The organism is Paraburkholderia megapolitana, from assembly GCF_007556815.1.
GTDB classification, from domain to species: Bacteria; Pseudomonadota; Gammaproteobacteria; order Burkholderiales; family Burkholderiaceae; genus Paraburkholderia; species Paraburkholderia megapolitana.
In genome coordinates, this window is sequence record NZ_CP041743.1 from 349,749 (window position 1) to 375,169 (window position 25,421).

The 25,421-nt window shown below is 60.4% G+C and carries 19 protein-coding genes; 8 read left to right on the forward strand and 11 right to left on the reverse strand.

The window, feature by feature from the left end:
• Window positions 1–699: 699 nt before the first annotated feature.
• Complete coding sequence (locus FNZ07_RS01420; RefSeq protein WP_091007415.1) at window positions 700–2,019, reverse strand: EAL domain-containing response regulator; 1,320 nt, start codon at window positions 2,017–2,019, stop codon at window positions 700–702.
• A 192-nt stretch (window positions 2,020–2,211) separates the two neighbouring features.
• On the opposite strand from FNZ07_RS01420, the gene FNZ07_RS01425 reads away from it, so the two are divergent.
• Entirely contained in the window at window positions 2,212–3,621 is a 1,410-nt protein-coding gene (locus FNZ07_RS01425) for an MFS transporter (RefSeq protein WP_091007417.1), read from the forward strand.
• A gap of 62 nt (window positions 3,622–3,683) precedes the next feature.
• Here the strand turns inward: FNZ07_RS01425 and FNZ07_RS01430 are convergent, their stop codons facing one another.
• From FNZ07_RS01430 to FNZ07_RS01450, 5 genes are all read right to left on the reverse strand, one after another.
• The gene (locus FNZ07_RS01430) at window positions 3,684–4,694 is read right to left on the reverse strand and encodes a DUF2891 domain-containing protein (protein ID WP_091008845.1); all 1,011 of its coding nucleotides are present in this window, start codon (window positions 4,692–4,694) and stop codon (window positions 3,684–3,686) included.
• 145 nt (window positions 4,695–4,839) lie between these two features.
• Entirely contained in the window at window positions 4,840–6,075 is a 1,236-nt protein-coding gene (locus FNZ07_RS01435; RefSeq protein WP_091007419.1) for an MFS transporter, read from the reverse strand.
• Window positions 6,072–8,471: an ATP-binding protein gene (locus FNZ07_RS01440; protein WP_091007422.1), complete on the reverse strand. Its 2,400-nt coding sequence runs from the start codon at window positions 8,469–8,471 to the stop codon at window positions 6,072–6,074. Before FNZ07_RS01440 ends, FNZ07_RS01435 begins: the two co-directional genes overlap by 4 nt.
• Window positions 8,468–9,124, reverse strand: a complete 657-nt coding sequence (locus FNZ07_RS01445) for a response regulator transcription factor (RefSeq protein WP_091007427.1) — start codon at window positions 9,122–9,124, stop codon at window positions 8,468–8,470. Before FNZ07_RS01445 ends, FNZ07_RS01440 begins: the two co-directional genes overlap by 4 nt.
• 387 nt (window positions 9,125–9,511) lie before the next feature.
• The gene (locus FNZ07_RS01450) at window positions 9,512–9,874 is read right to left on the reverse strand and encodes a type II toxin-antitoxin system HicB family antitoxin (RefSeq protein WP_091007429.1); all 363 of its coding nucleotides are present in this window, start codon (window positions 9,872–9,874) and stop codon (window positions 9,512–9,514) included.
• A 145-nt stretch (window positions 9,875–10,019) separates the two neighbouring features.
• On the opposite strand from FNZ07_RS01450, the gene FNZ07_RS33515 reads away from it, so the two are divergent.
• The 5 genes from FNZ07_RS33515 (at window position 10,020) to FNZ07_RS01470 (ending at window position 14,848) form a co-directional block, all read left to right on the forward strand.
• Window positions 10,020–10,202 (forward strand): hypothetical protein, encoded by a 183-nt coding sequence (locus tag FNZ07_RS33515; protein WP_211367849.1) that lies wholly within the window; start codon window positions 10,020–10,022, stop codon window positions 10,200–10,202.
• 423 nt (window positions 10,203–10,625) lie between these two features.
• On the forward strand, window positions 10,626–11,630 hold the full coding sequence (locus FNZ07_RS01455) for a sugar ABC transporter substrate-binding protein (protein ID WP_091007432.1): 1,005 nt from the start codon (window positions 10,626–10,628) through the stop codon (window positions 11,628–11,630).
• A gap of 125 nt (window positions 11,631–11,755) precedes the next feature.
• Window positions 11,756–12,742: an ABC transporter permease gene (locus FNZ07_RS01460; protein ID WP_091007435.1), complete on the forward strand. Its 987-nt coding sequence runs from the start codon at window positions 11,756–11,758 to the stop codon at window positions 12,740–12,742.
• A 23-nt stretch (window positions 12,743–12,765) separates the two neighbouring features.
• Window positions 12,766–13,575 (forward strand): ATP-binding cassette domain-containing protein, encoded by an 810-nt coding sequence (locus FNZ07_RS01465; protein ID WP_091007439.1) that lies wholly within the window; start codon window positions 12,766–12,768, stop codon window positions 13,573–13,575.
• 40 nt (window positions 13,576–13,615) lie between these two features.
• Window positions 13,616–14,848, forward strand: a complete 1,233-nt coding sequence (locus tag FNZ07_RS01470) for an ROK family transcriptional regulator (RefSeq protein ID WP_091007443.1) — start codon at window positions 13,616–13,618, stop codon at window positions 14,846–14,848.
• Between the two features lie 8 nt (window positions 14,849–14,856).
• Here FNZ07_RS01470 and FNZ07_RS01475 read toward each other — a convergent pair whose 3' ends face one another.
• The 3 genes from FNZ07_RS01475 to FNZ07_RS01485 all read right to left on the reverse strand — a co-directional run bounded on the left by FNZ07_RS01475 (window position 14,857) and on the right by FNZ07_RS01485 (window position 20,528).
• The gene (locus FNZ07_RS01475; RefSeq protein ID WP_091007446.1) at window positions 14,857–15,675 is read right to left on the reverse strand and encodes an FkbM family methyltransferase; all 819 of its coding nucleotides are present in this window, start codon (window positions 15,673–15,675) and stop codon (window positions 14,857–14,859) included.
• Window positions 15,676–15,780: 105 nt separating this feature from the next.
• Window positions 15,781–17,205 (reverse strand): tetratricopeptide repeat protein, encoded by a 1,425-nt coding sequence (locus tag FNZ07_RS01480; protein ID WP_091007450.1) that lies wholly within the window; start codon window positions 17,203–17,205, stop codon window positions 15,781–15,783.
• Between the two features lie 233 nt (window positions 17,206–17,438).
• Window positions 17,439–20,528 carry a transglycosylase domain-containing protein gene (locus FNZ07_RS01485; protein ID WP_091007453.1) on the reverse strand — a complete coding sequence of 1,030 codons (3,090 nt, stop codon included), beginning with the start codon at window positions 20,526–20,528 and terminating at the stop codon, window positions 17,439–17,441.
• 342 nt (window positions 20,529–20,870) lie between these two features.
• Between FNZ07_RS01485 and FNZ07_RS01490 the strand changes: the two genes are divergently transcribed.
• Together FNZ07_RS01490 and FNZ07_RS01495 are read left to right on the forward strand one after the other, a co-directional pair.
• The gene (locus FNZ07_RS01490; RefSeq protein ID WP_091007456.1) at window positions 20,871–22,151 is read left to right on the forward strand and encodes an NAD(P)/FAD-dependent oxidoreductase; all 1,281 of its coding nucleotides are present in this window, start codon (window positions 20,871–20,873) and stop codon (window positions 22,149–22,151) included.
• 129 nt (window positions 22,152–22,280) lie between these two features.
• The gene (locus FNZ07_RS01495) at window positions 22,281–22,955 is read left to right on the forward strand and encodes a TetR/AcrR family transcriptional regulator (RefSeq protein ID WP_091007458.1); all 675 of its coding nucleotides are present in this window, start codon (window positions 22,281–22,283) and stop codon (window positions 22,953–22,955) included.
• 26 nt (window positions 22,956–22,981) lie between these two features.
• Here the strand turns inward: FNZ07_RS01495 and FNZ07_RS01500 are convergent, their stop codons facing one another.
• Both FNZ07_RS01500 and FNZ07_RS01505 read right to left on the reverse strand, forming a co-directional pair.
• The gene (locus tag FNZ07_RS01500; protein WP_091007461.1) at window positions 22,982–24,289 is read right to left on the reverse strand and encodes an MFS transporter; all 1,308 of its coding nucleotides are present in this window, start codon (window positions 24,287–24,289) and stop codon (window positions 22,982–22,984) included.
• 120 nt (window positions 24,290–24,409) lie between these two features.
• Window positions 24,410–25,261: a shikimate dehydrogenase gene (locus FNZ07_RS01505; RefSeq protein ID WP_091007465.1), complete on the reverse strand. Its 852-nt coding sequence runs from the start codon at window positions 25,259–25,261 to the stop codon at window positions 24,410–24,412.
• Window positions 25,262–25,421: the final 160 nt, after the last annotated feature.

The following is a 25,421-nucleotide window of genomic DNA, read 5'->3' on the forward strand; positions in this document are numbered from 1 at the left end:
GCGCCCAGATCGCGTGTCAATCTATCGATCTAAAAATCGCGATACCCTCGGCGCGGTCTTTTCCTTCTCGTCGCATCGTGTCCAGTCGAAGTACTCAACAGGCTGTTGAAGTACGCTTCACGTGCGACTCTGCATTTCCTGTGTTGACGGAGCGCGCTCTACGCCTTCGCTCTTGCAAAGCCACCGCGATGAGTGATCGCGGTGGCGTACGTCATCGTTACTTCGTTTCTTTGGCACGAAGCACTTGTAATCGGCGCATGCCTGAACCAGCGCGCCATTCACACTTAAGTTCATCCAGCAGGGAATCCAGCTAACGAATCGCCCGGGTCGTATTTCGTTACCACCGGACTGACAAAACAGCGGAGCGACTCCGATCTCATCCAGCCGCAAGCAGAAATTTACCGAGCACCACTCACGCCGGAAATAGGATCACTCCCAAAAGTGAGATGAGCCTGTTAGAAACTCCAGGATCCTGCGTGACCTGTACCGGTCAGCCCGGTGGCATTGCGGAAGTCGCCCGGTAACACGAAGCGGAATGCGCAGTGGAAGTGGAAAATCTGGAACGCCGCACTCGTAACCCTGGGCTGCAAGGACGGCGCGATTGAAGGTCTGATATCTATCGCGCCGATTCGCGGCACGGCACCACACACGCATTGCGGGCGATGACCATGCAATGCGAAGCCTGACAACTTTCAGGTTCTAATTCGCCCTGGAGTCAATCACATGCTTCACAAAATCGTGAGCAGACATCGGGGCAGAGAATGCATTCCCTTGTCCCACCCGGCATCCCAATCGACGCAGCAAGGTCATGCAACCTTCGCTCTCGATTCCTTCCGCTACGATGCCCACGTCCAGAAGCCGCGCAAGATCAATCGCGGCCGCCACGATCCCCCGGCAAGTCACGAGATTTTCGATGTCGCGCACAAATGAGGCGTCGATCTTGATCTCGTCGAATGGCATCCTGGCAACCCGCTCGAGAGCAGCAGGCCTCACTCCAAAACCGTTCAGCGACACGATGAACCCACACGCACGCAGCGTATTCAGAGCCGTCGACAGGGTGAGGTCATCGACCGTATGCGCGTCATCGATCAACTCGATCTTCAGCAAACCGGGCGACAGGTTCGCGCCGTGCATGCTGCTGGTCAGTCGCTGGACAAATTCGGGCGTACAGATTGCCTGCGATGAGATACCAACGGCCATAGGCACCTCGGCACGCCGGGCACGCAACTCATGAAGCACGCTGACCACGCGGTTTCTCATGAAACCGAACAGCAGCAAATCCAGGCCAAGGCGCCGAACAACCGGGAAAAGCTGTGTCGAAGGGATATCGCCCAACGTAGGGTGCCGCCAGCCTGCCAGCACTTCGGCCCCGACAATGTCGCGTGTTTGCAGGTCGTGCTGCGGCTGGAACTCCACATACAGACCATCGCCGGATATCACCGCCCTGACGACTTCTTCGTCAGTTAGCGATTCGATGTCAATGCAATTGTCGGCCTTGACCGTGTGCTGCCGGGTCAGCGCAGTGAGCGCATCATGCAGACCCAATGGACCGCCGCTACGGGTAATCTCGACCTGCAAACCCGTCCGCCTTGCGAGGCTGGCATGGCACTCCAGGGCGCTCAGATCGATTCCCCCTACGCGAGCAAACTCCCGGTCGTTGACCACCGCGTTTCGTCCAAGCCAGGCGCTTCGACGTGGCCGCGCAACGGCAGGCGAGTATTCGCCCCACCACAGGACCCGCGGGCGCTGGTGGGCAGGAAGACGGGTGTTTGCCCTGAGCGTCTCGGGCAGGAGCAACGCACTGTGATCGTCCGAGTCAAGATCGGCCACGATGATGTCGAACGTCGACTCACTCAAGCGAGAAATGGCATCCGCCAGCGACGACGCATTTTCAAAGCGTTCGACGCCCATGTTCCCCAGAATCGAGAACAGTTTTTGCGCGCGAACCGGGTCGGACACCAAAGTCATCACGCTGAGGGCGGAGAATTCGGGCAGTGATGTCGCTTGTTGGTCAGCCATGTCCGTCTGCCAGTTTTGAAGAAAGCGAAAGTCTATCTGCGCGCTTTAGACCGCCCTATCGGATCAGGACTAAAAGCGATATGAAAACCCCAACGCGACTCCAGCTAGAATGCTGACCAGACCCACATCCGGCACCGTCGCCCGCGCGCATTGAGACCGCGAGCGCAAGACCGGCCCACCCAGGAGACCGTCGTGACATCACCCGCTCAACCGCACTCCGCTGCGCCCCCCATCGACCCCGGCACCATCTCCGCCCGCCTCGATCGCCTGCCCGCCACACGTTCGATCTGGAAGCTCGTCGTGCTGCTAAGCCTCGGGTTTTTTTTCGAACTGTATGACCTGCTCTATACCGGCTATGTCGCACCAGGTCTCGTGAAGAGCGGCCTGCTCACTCCGACGACACAGGGTCTGTTCGGCACCACCGGCGTAGCAAGTTTTATCGCGGCGTTGTTTGCGGGGCTGTTCATCGGCACCATCGCGTGCGGCTTTCTCGCCGACCGCTTCGGCCGGCGCGCGATCTTCACGTATTCACTGCTGTGGTACACCGTCGCGAATGTCGTGATGGCGTTTCAGGAAACCGCCACCGGTCTCAACTTCTGGCGCTTCGTCGCGGGCGTCGGGATCGGCGTCGAACTCGTCACGATCGGCACCTACATCTCCGAGCTCGTGCCCAAGCACGTTCGCGGTCGCGCGTTTGCCTGTGAGCAGGCCGTCGGCTTCCTGTCGGTACCGGTGGTCGCGTTTCTCTCTTATCTGCTGGTGCCGCATGCGCCGTTCGGAATCGACGGTTGGCGCTGGGTCGTGCTGATCGGCGCGCATGGCGCGCTGTTCGTCTGGTGGATTCGCCGGGCGCTGCCGGAAAGCCCGCGCTGGCTCGCACAACAGGGTCGGCTCGATGAAGCGGACCGCGTGATGTGCGCGCTCGAAGCAAAGGTCGAAGCGGAATCGGGGCGTCCGCTGCCGCCGCCTGCCGCTGCCGTGCCGGTACTTGCGCAGGGGCGCTTCGCGGATATGTGGGTACCGCCGTACCGCAACCGCACACTGATGCTGGTGATCTTCAACGTATTCCAGACCGTCGGGTTCTACGGCTTCGCCAACTGGGTGCCGACGCTGCTGATCAAGCAGGGCATCACCGTCACGACGAGCCTGATGTACTCGACGCTGATCGCGCTCGCCGCTCCCGTCGGGCCGTTGATCGGCCTCTTCATCGCCGATCGTCTCGAGCGCAAGACGGTGATCGTGTTAATGGCCGGGGCGAACATCGTGTGTGGCCTGTGGTTCAGTCAGGTTGCGAACGCGGTGCTACTCGTGAGCCTCGGCATCTGTCTGACGCTCGCGAACAACATCATGTCGTATAGCTTCCATGCGTATCAGTCGGAGCTTTTCCCGACCAGTATTCGTGCGCGTGCGGTTGGCTTTGTCTATTCGTGGAGCCGCTTCTCGGCGATCTTCACAGCCTTTCTGATCGCGGGAGTTCTCCGGGAGTTTGGGACGGTTGGCGTGTTCGTGTTTATCGCCGGGGCGATGGCGATGGTGATGCTGGCCATCGGCCTGATGGGACCGCGTACCCGTGGTATTGCACTCGAGGAGATTTCTCACTAACGCCAGCGTGCGTGCCCTGTGACACTCAGGTCGACGGGCACGCCGATGGCCAGCACGACGCGCTACGCTTCCAGCGCAAGCGTCGCAAACGTAGCGAGCCAATGCTCGCCCATGTAGTCGCCGGCTACGTGCGCGAGGGCGCTGTCCAGATGCCGCTCCGCCGCATCGAGAAGCGGTGCGCGACGTGCGTCGTCAGCAGGCAGTGCGCGGGCCAGCGAACGCTGGCACCATGCACGACTCAGGTTCAAACCATCCAGATGAGCGATCTTGCCGTCGCTGCGGTCGGTCACGGTGACCGGCGTGAACAGCGTGGCCGGCTGGCTCCGTGCGAGATCGGGCAGAAAGCGCGTGAACCAGTCCGCAAATTGCGCTGCCGGTAGCACACGCCGCATCAGCTCGGCTTCCATCAGCGACGGCGACAGAAACTCGTCGCCCGCGGGCTCCCATGCCTGGCAAGCCGCATCGTTCAGATACCAGCGCTTCGCGGTCTCGACAATTAGCACAGCGAGTGCATCGCGCGATGTCTGCCGCGCGAAATCGAGTGTCAACGCCAACGCAAACGCCATGTTGAAATGCGTGCCGACTCGCAACGGATACGTCGCCTTCGGCAGAAATTCCTCGAAGCGCTCGACGAAGGCATCGGTCAGCGGTGCGAACGTGGTTGCCCATCGTTCGGCATGTGGATGCGTCGAGGTATGTAGCTGACCAGCAAGCGCGAGCAACCAGGCCCAGCCATACGGCCGCTCGAACCCGCGATTGTGCGGTAGGTCGAGATACGCGCGTTCGCCCGCCACGTTCTCCGCAGTGAAATGACCATCGACCACGGCAACCACTCGCCCTGCTTCCGGCAGATCGGGAAAGCGCTCCAGAAGATGCAGCACGAGCCAGTAGCCGTGCACGCACGAGTGCCAGTCGTAGCTGCCGTAGAAAATCGGATGCAGCGCGCGCGGACCTTGCACGTCCTGCGGACCCGCGAGCGCATGAGTCAGTTTGTTCGGGTATTCGCGCGTCAGATGGTCGAGCGCAAGCGTCGCGAATTTCGATGCAATAGCAGAGGTGAGTTGGGCGGTCATCGGCGTCTCTTCGGAAAGCCAGCAGAAGTGAGGACAGGCGAAGCAGGAACGCATTGTGCCTCGATTGCGCTGCCGCTGCTATGTATGCCGATACGCGCCGCCGCCGCACGCGCCATGTAGCGCGGCTTAGCGACGCAACCTCTCACTACTGAACCGGCAACACCGATCTGCTCGTCGGAGCGACTGAAACGAGCAGCGCTGCGCAGAGCGATAGTCCGGACACTATGAGCAGACCCGCTACTGTCCAGCCACAGTGTTCTTTAAGCGCGCCGAAAACGTAAGCGACAAGCGGTACCGGTAGATAGAAACTGCTGAAAAAGAGACCAATTGCCCAGCTTTCCCGAGACGGTGCAAGGGATTCGCTCATCCACGTCAGCAGATTGACATAGGCGCCCGCACCGATGACAACGCCGAACACAGCTGACATTATGATATGGAAGGTCGGCGATCCACTCAAACCACCGAACAGTGCGCCACCTACGATGGCCGCTGCCACAAAGCCACCGATTAACGTTCTGCGCGACCCGTACGTGTGGCCAAGCCAACCGCCGTGTAACGCAAACAATGTACCAAACCCATAGGCACCGACCGCCACATTGGCCAGGCTTGGCGGGAACCGTTGGCTTTCTTGCAGGTAAGGCACGTACTGCAGCAGATAACCGTACACTGCAAAGCTAAGCAAGATCACCGCTGCGGTAGGCAACAACAGATGTGTGGACCGGCGAACTTGTGTAGTCCTATGGCGCGTGTCGCCTGGTGACTTGAACGCGTCACCTCTGTTCTTTTCGGTAAAGGCCGGCTTGACGAGCCATACAACAAGAAAAGTGGCAGGCAATGCTGTCAAACCAAGCACTGTATGGAGGATCCTCCAGCCGTATGCGTGGAAAACAACGCCTCCTAAATTGGGTCCAAGAGCGGCACCGATCCCAAAGGTGAATGTAAACGCACCGGCCACCAGCGCGCGATTTTTTGGAAAATTGGCCATCCCGATGGCAAGGACGGCCACCAGGTGTACTCCAATCCCGATTCCGGTCAGAAATCTCAGCGCAATATATTGCGGTACGTTTTGTACATAGGCCACCAGACCCGTTCCGATAGAAAACAGGGCTAGCCCGCCGATGACGAGATGTTTCCGCGGTACGCGACCTGCCAGCCAGGCAGCGGGAAGTGCCGAGATGCCTGCGCCGAAATATAAGGCCACATACGACGTACTGAATTGCTGGGCCGACATGGCGAGTGCGAGCTGGACACTCGGGATGACGACGGAGAACACTTGCCTGTCCAGCACGCTGACTACACAGGTCAGCATCAAGACAATGAACATGCCGTGAGATCCGGAATTTTCCTCCGGGTAACGTGTACTACGCATTGTTTCGATCATTTTTCGTGCTGCTCAACTCGGTCGACTTCGTGCCAGCAGCGCACGAAGTCGCGTAGCACGCTGGCGGAGAATTCCTCGTCTTCGAAATATTCTCCGGTGCGCAGCAAATGATCCAGTTGTTCGCCCATCTCCGCCATTTGCTCCCAACCGAGTGTTAGCGCTGCGCCGTGTATGCGATGTGCAGCGCGAGCAGCAAGGTCTACCTCACCTAGCACAATCGCTTCGAGCAGCGCTGTTACGTCATCCGTCATCAAGCGACGAATCTTCTCCGAGTTGAAATCGGTGTGATCGGGTTGCGCATCTGGAAGCGGTCTCGCTTCGACACCGCACCAGAGCGAAATCACGTCCTCGAGTTTCGCAAGGCGGATCGGCTTGCTCAACACGCCGTCCATTCCCGCGTCGAAACAACGCTCCGTATGCGCGCTCCCCGTTGATGCAGAGATCGCGACGATCGGGCAGCGTTCGCGTTTCCTTTCTGTCTCCAGGTTGCGCATGGTGGCCGCCAGCGTATATCCGTCCATATCCTGTAGATGGCAGTCCAGCAGGATGAGGTCGAATGTATGGGCGGAAAACTCGTGTATTGCCGTCGCACCATCTTGCGCGACGGTGGCTTTGCAGCCCAATCGCGCAACCTGGGCCGCCAGCACCTCCTGATTCGCCGGCGTGTCTTCCACGATCAGAACGTGTGCAGCAGAATTCGCGCTTGACGATGCATGCACCGAAATCAAAGCCGCCGGCACTTGCGTAGCGGGCAGTCGATCGGATTCACTGGCAATCGCGGCGCGTAGCGAAACGGTTATCGTCGTGCCTGTTCCGACAACGCTGTGCATCGCGACGGTACCGTGCATCAAGGTTACCAATTCGCGGCAAATGACCAGGCCCAGTCCAGTGCCTCCCGATGTCCTGTATGACTGATCGGCCTGGGAGTAAGGTTTGAACAAAGTTGCTTGCACCGCTGCGGAAATTCCGGCGCCGCTATCGATCACCTTAATTTCCAGATGTTTGTGCTTTTCGTCGTCGCCATCGGTTGTGGAGACTTTTATCTTCACTTCGCCAGTCGACGTGAATTTAATGGCGTTCGATACGAGGTTATGTACAACCTGAGCGAGGCGAGACTCGTCCAGCATCAGCAGGCCAATGGCCGGTTGAATCTGCGTTGTCAGCGCGATGCCCTTCTCGCTCGCGCGCAACTGATGCAGATCCGCGACGTCATTCACGAGGGTTTGAATATCGACGGGACCTGGCATCAGCTTGAGTTGTCCCGCCTCCAGCCTGGTGATATCCAGCACGTTGTCCAGCAGTCGTAACAGCATGTTCGCGCCCGCGTTGGCGAGATTGACGAAATGCTGCTGGCGCTGGTCGAGCGTGGTGTAACGCAGCAGTTCTACGGCTGCGAGGACGGAATTCATCGGTGAGCGAATCTCATGACTCATCACCGCGAGGAACATCGTCTTCTCGCGCTCGCTGCGGATTGCCCGCTTATGCAGCCGGTTTGCCTGCCATGCCAGACCGATTAGAAGCACGATGGCGAGGCTGATCAATGCAAGCTCGTGGGCGTAATAGCCAGCGACAACACTGAGGGAAAGCGCGCCATGTTCGGTGGCGGCAAGCCAGCTGGCTCTTATGTCGTTTGCCTGAGATGCCGTAATAGCCGCCAGGGCTTTTTGTACGATCGAGTAGAGAACCGGCTGGTCACTGCTCACCGCCATCGAAAGATTCGACATCAGTCCGGTCGCAACACCCGATATTTGCAGAATCTCCTCGTACTGATGCAGCAGATACGGGATCAGAGAGGCTTCGCTGCCGAGGGTGACATCGGCTCTGCCGTCGGCGACCATCTCCAGCGCTTCTTCGGTCGAGCGGCCGATGACAACCCGACTTTGTGGAGCCCGGCTGCGAATGATCGGCCCTAGCGCGCTCGCGGACGACAGCGCAATGACTTTGCCATTCAGATCCTCAATATCGAAGACAACCGGTTCCTTGCTTCGCGTCACTATGATCGTGGCGCCCGAATAAAAAGGCGTGGTATAGGAGACCCCATCGGTCTGCGGCAATGTGCCGGCGCTTCGCACTGAAGACACCAGATCGACCTGGTTCTGTCTGAGCAGGTTAGTCCGTTGCTCGGCGGTTTCCGTTTCGACGTAGACAAACTTCAATCCCGTCTTGAGGGCAATGTTGGCGAGGTATTCGGCTGACAGGCCGTGCAAGGTTCCACCTTGCATGTACTCGATAGGCACCGAGTAGGCGCCGACCGCGACTCGCAATACAGGGTGATGGTGAATCCAGGCCTGCTCGTCGGAAGTCAGTCCGAGAGGGTTTGCATCCGGTGCTGCAGAGGCCCACGGATTGACAAGGCCGAGCAAAATCCACAGCACACAGAAACGGAACACCCTCATGACGACTGCGCCGTGTGCTTGATCTTGAAAAGTTCGTTGTTCGACGTGACGCCCAGTTTGCGAAATGCCGCTGTTTTCTGGGTACTGATCGTCTTGAGGCTGCGATTGAATTTCTGTGCGATCTCAGTGATGGTCATGCCGTCGAGATAGCATCGAATCACCTCGCGCTCCCTCGCCGACAAGCCGGCGCCGGACAGAATATCCGTTCCGGCTTCCGGGTCGTATGACGTGCTGGTGTCGGCGATGCGGTAGGACATGTCCGTGTTGAGGTAGATGACCCCGGTTGCAACCGAACGTATCGCCTTGACGAGTTCGGTCATATCCGCGCCTTTGCCCACGAATCCCCGCGCGCCAACCCGCAGGGCCAGGGCGACCGTACCCGGGTCATGGTGTGTGGAGAGGATCAGGATCCGGCACTCGGGCGCCTTGACACGCACGGCACGGATCAGCGACGCACCGTCCAGTTCGTCCGCGCTCAGCGAGTAGTCGAGCAACAGCACGTCGATCGGCGTAGCGCGCAACCCAGCCAGGAGTTCACGGCTGGTGGCGTAGACCCCCACTATGTCTAGATCGGCTTCGGCACCGAGGCAGCTGACCAGGCCGTGACGGACGATGGCGTGGTCATCGAGTACTGCAACGCGTAGTCGTTTCATGAAAAGAGCTCACACATCGGCCGTCCCTTCCTTTCATTAGTCATTCAATTTCGAGCGTGCAGCAATTGTCAAAAAAATCGAATCACTAAAGTAATGTAGCAAGAATCCGCCGGAAAACAACGAGCGGGAGTGCGATAGGCGGCCGGCCCGCAAAGCTACCCGGAACGACCGTTGCGTCAACGAGGGAAGAAACGCCGTGATCGACCTTGCGAGGCGTCGATGTCAGTTCATTTTGAAGTCACAGCTATTTGTCGATCGATAATTCGACCAATAATCTATTTTTCACAAGAATAAATTGAAATTCAGCAGACCCTGCACTGTATGGACAACGTTCCGCTCGAAAAATAGGACTATTCCTATTTCCTTCATTACGTTTGTTAAGGAATGTTAATTGGAGGGGTGCTGATGATCCGACGCAGACACCGCCTTTTCCACCACGTCGTTCAACCAGTCGTTGATGCTGACATCAGCCAGTTCGGCACGGATGGCGATCTTCTGCCGCAATTCGTCCGATTTTGGGCGAAAGGTCATTTTCCCTTTCCAGGTCTTCTCCGGCTGGATTCCGTTTTCTGCGCAATACCCCAGATATTCGTCGACGACCGTCCGGAAACTAAGATCGAGCTCGATACCGTCTTTTCCGGCAAACGACAGCACCGTTTTGGCTCCAAGTACGGACCCATAAAGCATCTGGTCATCCGCGTCATATTCGACCTTACCAATAAAGCCTTTATATTCGACAGCATTCTTCACAATCCACTCCTTCAATCAAGAACACTTGCATCCATACATTGCCGGAGGATGCCTGGCTATCTGCAAATGGGTCCTCAAGTCATGCACCGCGCCTTTGTCCATTAACGGTTTCGGGTGAGGTCGATGCGAAATCCAGATAACGCCATTGCCAAAGTCGCTCCTCATGCCGCTCTTCGTGCGGTTGACCTTCGATCCCAACATCGTCAACAACCGCTCGACGTCGTTCCAGTCGACGTTTGGTGACGCAGGAAGCCTGACGACTTCGCACAAGATCTTGCAGAGCTTCGAGTTCAACGGCATCTGGTTTCTCCATGGTGTCATAAAGTGACACCACAATCAAGCGTCACGAAATATCGGTGGCTGATGTGTGGTGCTCCGCCCAGCTACAAGGCATAAGGGTTCCTCGATCATCCCCGAAGGACCGGCCCCACACTCCTCTAACGAATGGCCAGCAATCGCAGCCCTCTCCCGATTTACCCGAATCCGCCACCCAACGTGCTGTGACGCACAATTCAATATCTCGATTACTCCGGTTGATCTGTCGGGAAAATCACATGGACTCCTTTCTCGCAATGCACCAATGCCAGTTTCTTGACACGCATTGTCGAGACTGCTGTACTAAATAAACTAGAGTGATTTAATCGACACCGCCCGCGGCACGCCGAGCCGCAAACGGTCAGTCGTCAACGAGAGGCGCAACGAACGCCCATCCATCTCTGATCGACATCGTCAACTACCGGAGGAGCAACCCATGAATCAGCATTCCCGCAAGCACCCTGTCGCACGGCGACTCGTTTCGATATGCGTGGCCGCATCCGCGGTCTGGTGCGCGAGCGCGACGCTTGCCGCCGACCAACCGGTCGTCGGCCTCATCACGAAGACCGACACGAATCCGTACTTCGTGAAGATGAAACAGGGTGCCGAAGGCGCGGCACAGAAGAGCGGTGCCAAGCTGCTCACCGCCGCGGGCAAGTTCGACGGCGACAACGCAAGCCAGGTCACCGCCATCGAAAACATGGTGACCGCCGGCGCGAAGGCCATCCTGATCACGCCGAGCGATACGAAGGCAATCGTGCCGAGCATCCAGAAGGCACGCGCCGCCGGCACGATGGTGATCGCACTCGATACGGCGACCGAGCCGCAAACCGCTACCGATGCCCTCTTCGCCACCGACAACTTCAAAGCCGGCGTCCTGATCGGCCAATACGCGAAGGCGGCTCTCGGCAACAAGCCGGCGAAGATCGCGACACTCGATCTCGCGCCCGGTATCTCGGTTGGTGTGCAGCGACACAACGGCTTCCTGCAGGGCTTCGGTGTGAAGGAAGGCGACGCGGCGATTGTCTGCAGCCAGGACACACGCGGCGACCAGGCGAAGGGACAGACGGCAATGGAAAACTGCCTGCAGAAGTCACCGGACATCAACGTCGTCTACACGATCAACGAACCGGCCGCGGCAGGCGCGTATCGCGCGCTGAAGTCCGCGGGCAAGGACAAGAGCGTGATGATCGTCTCGATCGACGGCGGCTGCGAAGGCGTGCGCAACGTCAAGGCCGGCGAGATCGCGGCAACCTCGCAGCAGTACCCGCTGAAGATGGCCGAACTCGGTGTGGAAGCCGGCGTCGAGTATGCGAAGACCGGCAAGAAGGTCGCCGGCTATCGCGACACGGGCGTCACGCTGATCACCGACAAACCGATGGCCGGTGTCGACAGCAAGGACACGAAGTTCGGTCTCGACAACTGCTGGGGTAACAAGTAACGCGCGGGCAGCGGGACGCGCTCGGGCCCGTCTCGCACCAGCATTGAAGGCAGTGCGCCGCCGCGCACCGCCCCGAATGCTCCCCTCAGCGCACCGCGCTACGCCTTTGCATCGAGGAAATCATCATGTCGACTCCCACCGCGTCCGCGTCCTCATCGCGCCGCCTCGCCGACCGTCTGCCGTCGCTTGCGGAAATCGGTCCGCTCATCGCGTTGCTACTGGCGGGACTGTTCTTCGTCTCGCAGAGCGATCGCTTCCTGTCGTTCCAGAATCTGTCGCTGATCCTGCAGCAGACGATGGTCGTCGCCGTCATTGCGATCGGCCAGACGCTGATCGTGCTGACGGGCGGCATCGATCTGTCCTGCGGCATGGTGATGGCGTTCGGCTCGATCATCATGACCAAGTTCGCGGTCGTGCTCGGTGTACCACCGGTGCTGGCGATCTTCTGTGGGATCGCAGCGAGCATGTTGTTTGGCGCGCTCAACGGCGTGCTGATCACGCGCATCAAGCTGCCACCGTTCATCGTGACGCTCGGCACGTTGAACATCGCGTTCGCGATTACGCAGATCTATTCGAATGCGGAGAGCGTCTCCAGCCTGCCCGACGCGATCATGTTCTTCGGCAACACGTTCCGGGTCGGTCCCGCGGAGATCACTTACGGCACCGTGCTCGCGCTGCTGATGTATCTCGTCGCCTGGTTCGTGCTACGCGATACGGTGCCGGGGCGCCATCTATATGCACTCGGCAACAACGCAGAAGCTGCGCGCCTGATGGGCCTGTCCTCGCAACGCATCCTTCTCACGGTCTATACGCTCGCCGGCGCGATCTACGGGATTGCCGCGCTGCTGTCGGTTTCGCGTACCGGAGTCGGCGATCCGCAGGCGGGACAGACGGAGAACCTCGACAGCATTACGGCCGTTGTGCTCGGTGGGACGAGTCTGTTCGGCGGGCGCGGCTCGGTGGTGGGCACGTTGCTCGGCGCGTTGATTGTCGGCGTGTTCCGCAATGGCCTCACGTTGATCGGCGTGTCGTCGGTGTACCAGGTGCTGATCACCGGCATGCTGGTGATTCTCGCAGTCGCCGCCGACAAACTCTCACACCGTCGCGCGTAAGCGCAGGGACACAGGAGATCGATATGTCGACACCTCAATCCACTGCCGCTGCGTCCGGCACAGTCACACCGGTGCTGCAGGCTCGCGGCCTCGTCAAGCGCTACGGCCAGGTCACCGCGCTCGACGGCTGCGATTTCGAAGTCCTGCCCGGCGAAATCCTCGCGGTAATCGGCGATAACGGCGCGGGCAAATCGTCGCTGATCAAGGCGTTGTCCGGCGCGACTGTGCCCGACGAAGGCGAGATCCTGCTCGACGGCAAGCCGGTGAAATTCCGCAGTCCGCTCGACGCGCGCGAGCAAGGCATCGAAACCGTCTATCAGGAACTCGCGGTCGCACCGGCGATGAGCATCGCGGAAAATCTGTTCCTCGCGCGCGAAATCGTCAAGCGTGGCTGGCGCGGCTCGATCCTCAAGATGATCGACAAGCGCCGCATGCTGGAGGAAGCAACCGCGCACATGAAGGATCTGCAGATCGGCATCCGCTCGATGCGGCAGGCCGTCGAAACATTATCGGGCGGCCAGCGCCAGGGCGTCGCTGTCGCGCGCAGCGCGGCCTTTGCGCGACATGTAGTGATTCTCGACGAACCGACAGCCGCACTCGGCGTGAAGGAAGGCAACATGGTGCTGGAACTGATTCGCCGCGTGCGAGATCGTGGCTTGCCCGTCATCCTGATCAGCCACAACATGCCGCACGTGTTCGAGGTCGCCGATCGTATCCACATCCAGCGTCTTGGCCGGCGCGCGGCAGTCGTCAACACGAAGGACATCCATATGTCCGAAGCGGTGGCGATCATGACCGGTGCGAAGGAAGCGGACGTCAAGGCGATCGCATGATCTCTCTGCGCAACTTCGCGCACAACTGACAGACACGCTCATGAATCCCCCTACCCGTTCGCCGCCCAGACGCACGGTCGGCTCGAACCAGGTCGGCATGCGCCAGTTCAACGAGCGGATCGTGCTGCAGGCAATTCGCCTGCACGGCCCGTTGCCGAAGGCCGACGTCGGCCGGCTCACACGGCTGTCGATGCAGACTGTGTCGATGATCGTCGAACGGCTGATTAGCGATGGACTGCTTGCCAAGCAGCCGCGTGTGCGTGGTCGCATCGGTCAACCGTCGGTGCCGATTGCGCTACGGCCCGACGGCGCGTTCACGATCGGCATCAAGGTCGGGCGCCGCAGCCTCGATGTGCTAGCGATGGATTTCACCGGCAACGTCTGCTGCCGCGAGGTGCTCGACTACGCGTATCCCGACCCGCGTATGCTGTTTCCCGCACTCGAAAGCAAGCTTGCGCGCGTGAACGATGCGCTCGGCGCGCGGGCCGCGAAAGTGGTCGGTGTCGGTGTGGCTGCGCCGTTATGGCTCGGTGGCTGGCGCGACTTTCTCGGTGCGCCGCAAGAAGCGCTCGATGCATGGCACGACATCGACATCCGCAGCCGCATCGAAGCGATGACCGGCCTGCCCGTCGAATTCGCGAAAGACACGACAGCAGCGTGCGCCGCCGAACTCGTGATGGGCCAGGGACGTGGCATTCACAACTTTCTGTATCTGTTCGTCGGCACGTTTATCGGCGGTGGGCTCGTGATCGATGGGCGCCTGCACAGCGGTCCGCACGACAATGCCGGCGCGGTCGGTTCGATCCCGCTACCGGGCGCTACACGTCAGGGTACGCAGCAGCCGGCGCGGCAGCTGTTGCACGCGGCATCCGGTTTCGTGCTCGAACAGGCGATCGCCGCAGCGGGCGAACCACCGGCTGCTGCACACGACCATCGTGCGCTGTCAGCCGACCTGTGGCGCCACACCGAACAGTGGCTCGATACTGCGTGCCCGGCGATTGCCGGCGCGTTAACGAACGCCGCAGCGCTACTCGATCTCGATGCAGTGGTGATCGACGGGGAGCTCGACCGGCAACTCGTGCGCGAAATCATTCGTCGCACGGAGCGCGTGCTCGATGGTTTCGAATGGGAGGGGATAGTGCGACCGCAACTGCTCGAAGGAACCATCGGTGCAGACGCACGTGCGATGGGCGGCGCAATATTGCCGCTCTATGCGCATTTTGCCCCGGTACACGAGCTGTTTTTGAAGCCGGCCGCTGAGGCCGATCAATGAGATCGCGCTCAGTCCAAGTACGTCACACCATCACGATGACTGAGATGTTGTAGGACCGGATCTTCCGTGTGGACCGCGACGAGATTCATGCCGGCAGAGAAACAACGATATCCCAACTCATCGACCAATGCTCTGATCGCGGCCTCGTCAGATTTGAAAATTTCGATCAAAAGTATCGGCTTGATATTTTGCAGCGTCTTACGGGCTCCGCGCAGCACCTCAACCTCCATACTTTCGACATCGAGCTTGATGAGATCGACACGCTGAAGATCCAGCGAATCGATACTCACCATCGGCACCGTTACGCCCCGCGATGGCTCGTACGAAATGCTCTGACCGATATCTTCGGTGTTCTCTCTCTGACGCAATTCGAAGCTGCCAAAGCTGGCGTGTGCGAAATAATCTGGCTGGGGAATAATCAATTCTCCGCAGTGCTCACCGAGTGCGGCAAGCCTCGCGCGTGCGTTCAGGCAATTATTGATGGCAATGTTGCCTGCCAGCGCGTAGTAGAGAATCTCCTGTGCCTCAAAGCCAAGCACCCGTCCCCAGCCATGCATGTGGCGACCCCATTCGATCGTATGCACGCCAATATTGGCACCACCGTCGATGGCAAAAACGCCATCGCCGAAATAGTGGCGACGCCAGGTGAGCAGTACAAGTACGAAGTTCACTTCACTCGCGCTGAAACTCGACGTTTGCAGAATATCTTGTCCTACACCGTAGACGTCCCCGGAGCTTTTAACGTTGTAGTCGTTACGATTGACAATCATCGTGCCGTGATTCGAGGCCGCGAGTATGAAGGCAATTGGACGAGCGGGAAATGACATGGAGTAGGTGCCCCTGTGAAGACTCTTTCCCTGCCAGAGTAGCGCACCCGTATCGCGAAGGAAAGACAGATGAGGGTACGGCTCTTCGTTATCCCCGTGACGTGCTCATTGCGCAGTCAGCCACGTTGCAGCATCTTGCACAACCGAATCCCAGTCGCCTTCCCGCGTTTGCCGCAACACGGTTGCGCCTTCGATCCACGGCGTCGTCGTTCCCTGCGTACCCCAACGCCAGTCTCCAGATGTATTAACCGGCACACAAGTCGGTTTGCTCATCATTGCCGCAAGATTGGCGACCGCCGAATCCACCGCGAACACCGCGTCCAGCTCGCCAATGCATGCAGCCGTATCGTCGAAATGGAAGATACCCGGCAGGTAGCGGCTGACATCGCCAGCGGGTGTGCCGGCTTGCGCTTCAACGAGCGGATGGTGCAGATTGACGAAATGCACGCGCTCCGTCACAGCGGGATTCGTCGTAATCCGGTTCAGCATCTCGAGCGGCAGGCTACGGCGTGCGGCCCAGCAACGCGCGATGCTGCCCAGCTCGGGCATATGCCGTTGACGGCAGTCCCAAAACAAGCCGACAAGTCTCTTTCCCGGATGTTGCGAACGCAACTGCTGTGCCCACTCCCTCGCAATCTGCTGCTTCGTTGAGGGAGCCCGCAGGTACGCGCGAAAACGATATCCGGACACCGGGTGACTCGCATTGAGCAACGGCAAGCGAAGCAGCGTTGCGTGCAGATGCGGCGCGAACGCCTGCACCCTCGCCTGCACCGCGTCAGGCAACGGCGCGTGCGATTGCTGCGGACTCTCCATACTGACGACTTCGCAATCGGGAAGCGACGCCTGCATCAGTTGATGAATCTGCGGCGCGCAAGTAATCATCATGCTCGCACCCGCTGCCCGCCAGTCGGCCACACATGCTGCCAGCAGGAAGTTGTCGCCGAAACCGAGCTGGTGCGTGATCAGCACGCGCTGCCCGCGCAAGTCGGGTTCGCCGGTCCACTCGGGAATGTCTGCCGGACGGTAGCTGAAGGCGTCGCCAGAGTCGCTGCGCATCTGCCAGTGGGTGAAGCCGCGCGGGTCGCCCGCCTTGAGCATCGCCTCGCCCAGCAGGGACTCCGCCTCCGCGTGCACGTGCATGCTGTCAGCGATCTGCCGCACCTCGTCCAGCAACGGAATAGCCCTTGCGAGATCGCCGGCCATCATCAGACTGTAGCCGAGCCTCAGTCGGTAAATCGCGGACTCGCCGAATGTCGACAGATCGTGTGCCAACATGCCGGCCGCTTCGGCATGGCGTCCCAACAGATTGAGTGCGGTAGCGCGCATCGCCCGAAAATCGGCGTGATGAGGACTGAGCGCCAATGCCCGGTCGGCCCACGGAAGCAAGCGGTCCTCGCGCTTGAGGACGGTCAATATTTCGATCGCCTCCCATATGATCGATAGATCGTGCGGGTTGTTCGTATGACGTTCGGACGCGGCTTGTAGTCGCTGTTCCAACTCGATGGTCGCGTTATCTGCCGAATTGTGCATCGCCACGTTGACTAACCTTGCGTAGAGCTTGTGTATTACGAGGTAGCTTCGTCCAGCAGGTATCACGCCTGATCAGGGAACCGCGAATTTGCCGCAGTCACGAGCAGAATTTCCGTAAGCGCATGTCGAAGCAACGACTGCGAAGATTCTATCCGATGATTCGATATGGCGATCGAATGAGGGAGATAGCGCAACCGCAATTGCTCGATGCGACCTTCTGCAGCACGCCCGGTTCAGCTCGCTTCAGCGCCGTGCGCCACGGGCGTACCACCAGCGGCCGCGGGCACCGACCCGTCATCGAGTAGCGGTTGCAAGGCCGGCGCGAGCGACTTCAGCAACTGCACCGACAGTGCACTCGTAAAGTCGTAATGCGCCGCATACGGTTCGTGCACATACGCAGTCAGCGTACCGAAGAAGCGGTCGCCAATAGCAAACACGAAGGTCGCGCTGCGGTTCACCTTGCGCGACTCGATCAACCGCGCGCCTCGCGCAAATACATTGAAGCGCTGGTCGCCGGTGCCGGTCTTGCCGTACACCTCGAGCGTTCTACCGTCGGGAAGCGCAATGCCTTGCGCAAGACGCTTCGCGGTTCCACCGTTCACGACATCGCGCAACAGCCCCCGGGTAACGGCGGCGATCTCGGGGGACACCAGTGGCTGCGGTGCCGCCGCTACTCGCGTGAAGCGCGTTTCGTAAGGTGTGCCCTGAGCAAAATCGAGCGACGTGATGCTCTGCGTTGGAAGCTTGTTGCCGTCGTTGGCAACGATGCCGATCAATTGCGCGAGTGCGACCGGTCGATCGCCCGACGCGCCGATTGCCGCTGCATACGACGGCGTGAGATTCGCAAACGGATAACCCAGCGTCTGCCACGACTTGCCGATCGCGTCATAAGCACGCAACTCGACCATATGCCGGATACGGCGATCCTGCGTCGCGTGATAGCGCGTCCTGAACAGCCAGCTATAGGATGCGAAGCGCGCGTCCTGGCTCGCGTCCTGTACCTGTTTCGCCGTTGCATCGGGATGACTGCGCAGATAGTCGAGCGTCCATAACTCCAGAGGATGCACACTCGCGATGTAGCCACGATCGTTCAAACTAAAGTGGTCGGCACTGTACTTCGTATAGAGCTTCGCCAGATCGTCGTCCGATAGCGAGGCCGCCGGCGTGCCCTTCAACGCAGCACGCATCTGCGTGTCGAACCACGATAGCGTGCCGTCGGGGGCGACACTGCGCAACACGGTTGCAACTTTCGCCGGCGATCTGTGCACGCCGAGCAGCAAGATGGCAAGCGCTTCGTCGGATGTCTTGTCGTGGTACTTCGTGTAAAAACGATTCATGTACACGCGACTTTCTTCATCGACGAAACGGCGCAAATACATCTGACGTGTCGCCGGATCGTCGAGCCATTGTGACGACGGCCCCGATGTCTCGATCATCTCGTAGCGCACGATGTCGCGCATCAACCGCACGAAGACGAGGTTCACCGAATGCTGGAACGCGCGATGTACCGTCAGGATGCGACCGTTGTCGCTCGACTCGAAGTTGGTAAACACCTGCGCGCCGCCACCCGTATAGAACGTTTCGCCGGCGCTCGCCGAATACTTGCGCTCGACCGCGGCATCGAGCATCGCGCGCAATGAATGATCGGGCGTCTTCGCCAGGTAGTCGAGCGCCCAGCGCGTCAGCACGTCCTGCCGGTCGGGCTGCACGGCGCGCAGTTGGGCGGCGCTCAGCGACGCATAGCGCGCATGCAGCGTCGACACGATCTGCAAGTATGTAATGATCGTGCGCAGCTTCGCGGTCGAACCGAGATTCAGGCGTGCACCCGAATTGATGTCGAACGGCTGGTCGACGCTGTCGGTCTGCACCCGTACGAGGTTCGCGCCGCCGCGCCGTTCAAACAGCGTGAAGCTGTAGGTGATCTTCGACGGATCGTCCTGGGTGCGTAGCATCTCGAATCCATACAGGCCGGCGGCCGCTGCGCCATCGCGGGTCGCAGCGGCGGCAAGCCGCTCGCTCACGGCCTGCTGGACGGTATTGTCGAGCGTCGCTGTTGCATGCAGATCGAGGCGATCAAGATCGTAGAGGTTCGTCACGCCGAGCGTGCCGAGCAGTTGCGCCCGCAACGAGGTCACCGCCTTGCGCGTGACAAACGATGCGGCCGGCGGCGCCTTCGATGTCCGCTGCAAAACCAGCGGTGCATTGAGCGCGGCGTCGCGCAGCGACAATGAGATGACGCCGCCTGAAGCGAGCAGCCGGAGGTAACTGTCGGTCAGCCGCTGGAGCTCCGGATAGTCGCGTTGCAGAAAGAACGACGGCGCGCGCTGCGCAATCATCAACGACAGAACCTGCCGGAACGCGAGCCCCTGCGCGGCGAGCTGATCGGGATCGTTCGACACCGGCTCCTTCAGGATGCGATTCACCTCGGCGAAATCGCGCCCGTACCACGCCGCCAGACCATCGCCAATCCCGTTGATTTCGCCGATGCCCGGTTGCGCGGCAAGCGGCACCGAATTCAGATACCGGACCACGATCTGCCGCCGTGCCGGCATCGTTTGCGCTCCGTGCAGATAGGCGCGTATCGAAGCGGAGGCGATCTGCCGTAGCTTTTCCGGCGGCGTCGCCGTACGACCACCTGCGGAGTGACGGAATTTCTCGATTTGTGTCGCCAGTGTGCTGCCGCCAGGTGTCTGCTGATGCGCCTTGAAGACGCGCACGCCCTGATCGGCGAGTGCACGGCTAAAACGGCCCCAGTCGATCGCGGGATTACGGTTCGGCTGATCCGCATCGAGCAGGTAGCGGTCTTCGATGAACAGCAGCGCGTTCACGACCACCGGCGGCACGGCCGCGTAGTCGTTATAGATTCGCGCGGGATAACGCGCACTAAAAAGCGGCGCACCGGTAGCGTCGAACAACTGCAGCCCCGCCTGATCCTTCTCGTCGTAGGGCAGGAAAAACCCGTCTTCCGCGAGATCGACCATGCGCGCCGAATCGCGTGCCTGGGCCGCTATGCCATAGCCTCGTTGAGTCAGGCGTCGCTCGAACGACGGCAGCAGCGCATAGCCGAGCCGGACGTCGTAGGGGCCTTGAGCGGGGAAATGGATGCTGTTGCTGGGACCGTCGCTAACGGTAAAACCGACGTCGCGCGTCAGCTCGGACAGGTAGTGCGCCTGCAGCCGCGAGGTTTCGATTTCGAGCTGTGCTACGCGGACCGCGATCGCCACGGCCAGCAGGAATGCAATGAAAAGTAGCCACTTGAACCGCGTCCAGAAAGACGCGGTGCCGATCCCGCGAAGCGGTATGCGAACCAGCGGCCGATTCATGGCTGCCTTCCCTGCCTGCAATTGTGTTGCAAGTGCGGCGACAAAAGCGTCGCTTGAATATCAGTCTAGCGCCCTTTAAAGAAACGGGTTGTGCCACTGTTGTGCCGTAAAAACATTTACTTTCGACCGCGCCATACGCGTCAAACACGACTAGAATATTTAGTCCGCAGTAAGCGAATCCTCCCTGTTTCAACATCCCACCATCGCCTGCATCACGTCCACCGCCGAAGCACCCCGCACAACGCGTCCTACTGGACGAATACCGGTTTCCAGCACCTTTCCCCGCATTTTGCTGATAGCCTGCGCATTCATCGAAATCCGCGGCTAACCTCGCTAACCTTCATGCAAAGTTTCTACGAAGCAACGGTCGTGCGGCCCGAACGGCCGCCGCTTACCGGCACGCAAAGCGCATCGGTGTGTATCGTCGGCGGTGGGCTTGCCGGGCTGTCGACGGCGCTCGGGCTCGTCGAACGCGGCATGCGCGACGTGGTCGTGCTCGAAGCGCAACAGGTCGGCTTCGGTGCGTCGGGTCGCAACGGCGGCTTTGTGTTCGGCGGCTACAGCCTCGACTGCGCCGACCTGCTGCGTACGTTGGGACCGGTCCACGCCAAGGCGCTCTACACGCTCACCACCGACGCGGTCGAGTTGATGCGCGAACGCATCCGCCGCTACCAGATCGATTGCGATGCGACCCACGCGGGGGTGATCCTCGCCAACTGGTTCGACGAGCCGGCTCGCCTCGAATCGCAGCGCCGGCTGATGAAGGATGCTTTCGACGTCGACTGGGAACCCGTGAGCCGCACCGACCTCGCCGCACAGCTTCGGACCAGCCGCTATTACGGCGGCCTGCTGGAGCGCAACGCATTCCACTTTCATCCGCTGAAATACGTGCTGGGTGTCGCCGCTGCCGCGGTGGCAGCCGGGGCACGCATCCATGAGCATTCGCCGGTCGTGCGGCTCGAACCGCAACCCGGTGGCGGTTTTCTGGTGCGCACCGCCAACGGCACCGTCGAAGCCCAACATGTCGTGATGGCGGGCGGCGGCTATGCACGCAACGTCTATCGCCGTGTCGAGCGTGCGGTACTGCCGATCGCCACCTACGTCGTGGCAACCGAGCCGCTCGGCGCACGTCTGAAAGATGCAATCGACTGCGCATCGGCGGTCTACGACACGCGCTTTGCCTTCGACTACTACCGTCCGTTGCCCGATACGCGCATCCTGTGGGGCGGCCGCATCTCGGTGCTCGAACGTTCGCCGGGCAGCATCGCGCGGTTGCTGCGGCGCGATCTGTTGCGGGTGTACCCGCAACTCCACGATGTACATATCGACTACGCGTGGGGCGGTTTGATGAGCTACGCGCGGCACAAGATGCCGCAGATCGGCCGCAGCCCCGACGGCGTCTGGTATGGCGTCGGCTTCGGCGGCCATGGCATGGCGCCCACTACCGTATCCGGCGAACTGCTGGCGGCGGCGATCTCCGGCGAAAAACCGCTGCCGGACGCGTTCGCCGCGTTCGGGCTCACACGTACCTTCGGCGTGGCCGGGCTCGCGGCCGCCCAGCTCACGTACACCACGATGCAGACGCGCGATGCGATCGCCGGGCGCCGCCGGGGTTCATCGTAAGCATGCCGAAACCCTTCCGCGGAAATGCAAAAAGAGCCGTTAAAAACAGGCTCAAAACTACTGGATCGGTAACCAGACCGGCGATTTTGCCATGCTAGAATGCGCGCTCATCGCCGCTGAAAACGCACCATGAAACAGGCAACCCAGGCTGCCCCGCCCGACCCGGACGGTCCTCCATCCGAAAGCCGCCGTAAGTACGATCCCGAACAGACGAAGCGCAACATTCTCGATGTCGCCACCCAGGAGTTTTCCGCCATGGGACTGGCGGGCGCGCGCGTCGATGCGATCGCCGAACGCACGCACACCACGAAACGCATGCTGTATTACTACTTCCGCAGCAAGGAAGGGTTGTACGAAGCCGTGCTCGAGAAGGTGTACAGCGACATCCGCGCGCTCGAACAGGACCTGCACATCAGCGAACTTACGCCCGTCGAAGGCCTGTGCACGCTGGTCGAATTCACCTTCGACTATCACGACATACACCGCGATTTCGTACGTCTTGTCACGATCGAGAATATCCACGGCGCAAGGTATGCCGCGCAGTTGACGTCGTTCAAGTCGCTCAACGCCAGCGCGATCCAGACGATCCATGACCTGCTTGCACGCGGTGTGGCCACCGGAGACTTTCGCGCCGACATCGACGCGATCGACCTGCATCTGTTGATCAGTTCGCTGTGCTTTCACCGGGTCAGCAACCGGCACACGTTCGGTACCGCGTTTGGCCGCGACCTGTCGCATCCGGGAATGCGGGAACAGCATCGCGCGATGATCGTCGATGCGACGCTACGCTTCGTGAAGCGCTGACACTCGTTAGCGCTAGTCAACGCTCGTCAACGCGCCGAGTCAGCCTGAAGCACGATCCGCCGGATATCGCCGACCACGAAGAGATACGACGCCGCGCCGGCCAGCGCAATCGCACCGATAAGCGCAAGCGCCCACACGAACGATCCGGTCGCCGCAACGATGAAGCCCACCGCGAGCGGCGTCACGATGCCCGCCAGATTCGCGGCAAAATTGAAAATTCCGCCAGTTACGCCGAGCAATCCCTCCGGTGCGATGTCCGACACGAGCGTCCAGCCGAGCGCCGCCATCCCCTGCGCGAAAAACGCAATCGAAAGGATTGCGATCACCGCCCCATTGCTCTCTACGTAGTTCGCCAGCACGATCGTCGAAGCAAGCAGCAGCCCCGCGATGATCGGCAGCTTGCGTGCGACGTTCGCCGATCGGCCGTGCCGTAGCAGCCAGTCAGAAAGCGTCCCACCGAACATCACGCCAAGCGACGCCGCAATGAACGGCATGATCGCGAAGAAGCCGATCTTGAGCCAGCCCATGTGACGCTCGGTTGCGAGGTAGGTTGGGAACCAGGTGAGGAAGAATACGAGCGTCGCATTGCCCGCGAACTGGCCGAGACAGATGCCTGTCAGTTGACGGTGCTTGAGCAAACGCCCGATCGTGCGCCACTTGAAGCCGCCTTTCTGCGCGCCCGTCGCCGTCACGTCTACCGGCAACGTCTGCGTGAGACCGCCACCAGCCTCGATGTACTCCAGTTCCGCGGCATTCGCCGCCGGATGGTCGCGCGGCTCGCGATAGCACCGCCACCACACAATGCCGAACACGATACCCACACCGCCCACCACATAAAACAGCGCACGCCAGCCGAAAGCACCCATCAGCGCGAACAGGAACGGGCTAAAGAACGCAAGGCCAATATATTCGCCGACCGTATACGTACCGGTCGCCATCGCGCGTTCGCTCTGCGGAAACCATGTTGCGACGACGCGGCTATTGACCGGAAAACACGGGGCCTCGGTGACGCCGAGTCCAAGCCGGCACGCGAACAGCGCGGCCGCACTGCTTACGAACCCTTGCGCGAGTGTGAAAAGCGACCAGAGCGTCATCGACAGAAAGTACGTGACCTTGCTGCCGAAGCGATCGAGAAACAGACCGCCCGGTATCTGCGACGCGACATAGCTCCATGAGAACGCCGAGAACATCACGCCCATCAACGCCGCGTTGATCCCGAGTTCTTTCGTCAACTGCGGCGCGGCGATGCCGAGCACGGTCCGGTCGAGATAGTTGATCATCGTGCCGACCGCCAGCAGCGCGAGCACCCGGTAGCGGGCGTTCGAGCGACGCATGGCCGGTTGCGAAGCGCCGCCGGAGGCGGTCGTCGTATCGCTTCGCTGGGACAGTTCGGTGGAAGTGGATGGTGGTGTCGGTTTAATTCAGCTGTCTCCTGGCTAACGAAATGCGCGGCACTACCGGCGCAGCAGCGTCTGCAGATGCGCGAACATCCTCTCCGCGTCGGGTTCATGCCCCGTGAAGAGACGCAACGCATCGGCTGCCTGATACGCGGCCATTCCGCCGCCCGCAAGCGTGCGACAGCCGGCCGCTTCGGCGGCTTCCAGCAGTGCGGTGCGAATCGGGAAATAGACGATATCTGCCACCCACAGCGCGGGGTGCAGCAGTTCGGCGGGTAGCGGCAAACCCGGCTGCTTCGCCATACCGGTCGGCGTCGCGTGGATCAGCCCCTGCGCCTGCGCCATCGCATGTTCGAGCGAGCCGCCCGCCGCCACCGACGCGGCTGGGAAACGCGCTTGCAGTTCGCTAGCGAGCGCATCGGCACGCGCCGCATCAACATCGAACAGCGTGAGCGCGCGCGTACCGAGCATCAGCGCCGCATGCGCGACCGCCGCTCCCGCGCCGCCGGCGCCGAGTTGCACGACGCACTCAAGCTGCGCACCTGGCAGGCCACGGCGAAACGCGCGCGCAAAGCCTGACCAGTCAGTGTTATGACCGATGCGCTTGCCGTCCTTGAGCAACACGGTATTGACCGCGCCGAGCGCACGCGCATCGTCGGACAGCGCATCGAGAAGCGGAACGATCTGCTGCTTGCACGGATAGGTAATGTTCAGACCGTCGAAACCCATCCGCTCGGCAGCGACCAGCAACGCCGGCAGCGCAGCCGTATCGAGCCGCAGCACATCCAGATCGATCCGCCTATACACATACTGCAAGCCGAGTTGCCTGCCCTCTTCTTCGTGCATCGCCGGGCTCAGCGAAGCGCTGATCCCGCTACCGATCAATCCCACCAGAAACGATGACTTCATCGGGCATTGCCCCGCTGCATAAGATCCCCCCGTTCGGAACCGGCATCGCCACAACACCGGCCACACAATTGTTTGACAACTTTATCAAAAATACGTGTATGTTTGACAAAAATCCGGAACACGATTCCGGAAACGATTTCATAAACGCCGCATCAGCGGC

What these genes read in the sequence shown, in the direction of transcription:
- FNZ07_RS01420 (WP_091007415.1), bottom strand. Translation starts at nt 2,019, where the DNA reads ATGGCTGACCAACAAGCGACATCACTGCCCGAATTCTCCGCCCTCAGC.
- FNZ07_RS01430 (WP_091008845.1), bottom strand. Translation starts at nt 4,694, where the DNA reads ATGACCGCCCAACTCACCTCTGCTATTGCATCGAAATTCGCGACGCTT.
- FNZ07_RS01435 (WP_091007419.1), bottom strand. Translation starts at nt 6,075, where the DNA reads ATGATCGAAACAATGCGTAGTACACGTTACCCGGAGGAAAATTCCGGA.
- FNZ07_RS01440 (WP_091007422.1), bottom strand. Translation starts at nt 8,471, where the DNA reads ATGAGGGTGTTCCGTTTCTGTGTGCTGTGGATTTTGCTCGGCCTTGTC.
- FNZ07_RS01445 (WP_091007427.1), bottom strand. Translation starts at nt 9,124, where the DNA reads ATGAAACGACTACGCGTTGCAGTACTCGATGACCACGCCATCGTCCGT.
- FNZ07_RS01455 (WP_091007432.1), top strand. Translation starts at nt 10,626, where the DNA reads ATGAATCAGCATTCCCGCAAGCACCCTGTCGCACGGCGACTCGTTTCG.
- FNZ07_RS01460 (WP_091007435.1), top strand. Translation starts at nt 11,756, where the DNA reads ATGTCGACTCCCACCGCGTCCGCGTCCTCATCGCGCCGCCTCGCCGAC.
- FNZ07_RS01465 (WP_091007439.1), top strand. Translation starts at nt 12,766, where the DNA reads ATGTCGACACCTCAATCCACTGCCGCTGCGTCCGGCACAGTCACACCG.
- FNZ07_RS01470 (WP_091007443.1), top strand. Translation starts at nt 13,616, where the DNA reads ATGAATCCCCCTACCCGTTCGCCGCCCAGACGCACGGTCGGCTCGAAC.
- FNZ07_RS01475 (WP_091007446.1), bottom strand. Translation starts at nt 15,675, where the DNA reads ATGTCATTTCCCGCTCGTCCAATTGCCTTCATACTCGCGGCCTCGAAT.
- FNZ07_RS01480 (WP_091007450.1), bottom strand. Translation starts at nt 17,205, where the DNA reads ATGCACAATTCGGCAGATAACGCGACCATCGAGTTGGAACAGCGACTA.
- FNZ07_RS01485 (WP_091007453.1), bottom strand. Translation starts at nt 20,528, where the DNA reads ATGAATCGGCCGCTGGTTCGCATACCGCTTCGCGGGATCGGCACCGCG.
- FNZ07_RS01490 (WP_091007456.1), top strand. Translation starts at nt 20,871, where the DNA reads ATGCAAAGTTTCTACGAAGCAACGGTCGTGCGGCCCGAACGGCCGCCG.
- FNZ07_RS01495 (WP_091007458.1), top strand. Translation starts at nt 22,281, where the DNA reads ATGAAACAGGCAACCCAGGCTGCCCCGCCCGACCCGGACGGTCCTCCA.
- FNZ07_RS01500 (WP_091007461.1), bottom strand. Translation starts at nt 24,289, where the DNA reads ATGCGTCGCTCGAACGCCCGCTACCGGGTGCTCGCGCTGCTGGCGGTC.
- FNZ07_RS01505 (WP_091007465.1), bottom strand. Translation starts at nt 25,261, where the DNA reads ATGAAGTCATCGTTTCTGGTGGGATTGATCGGTAGCGGGATCAGCGCT.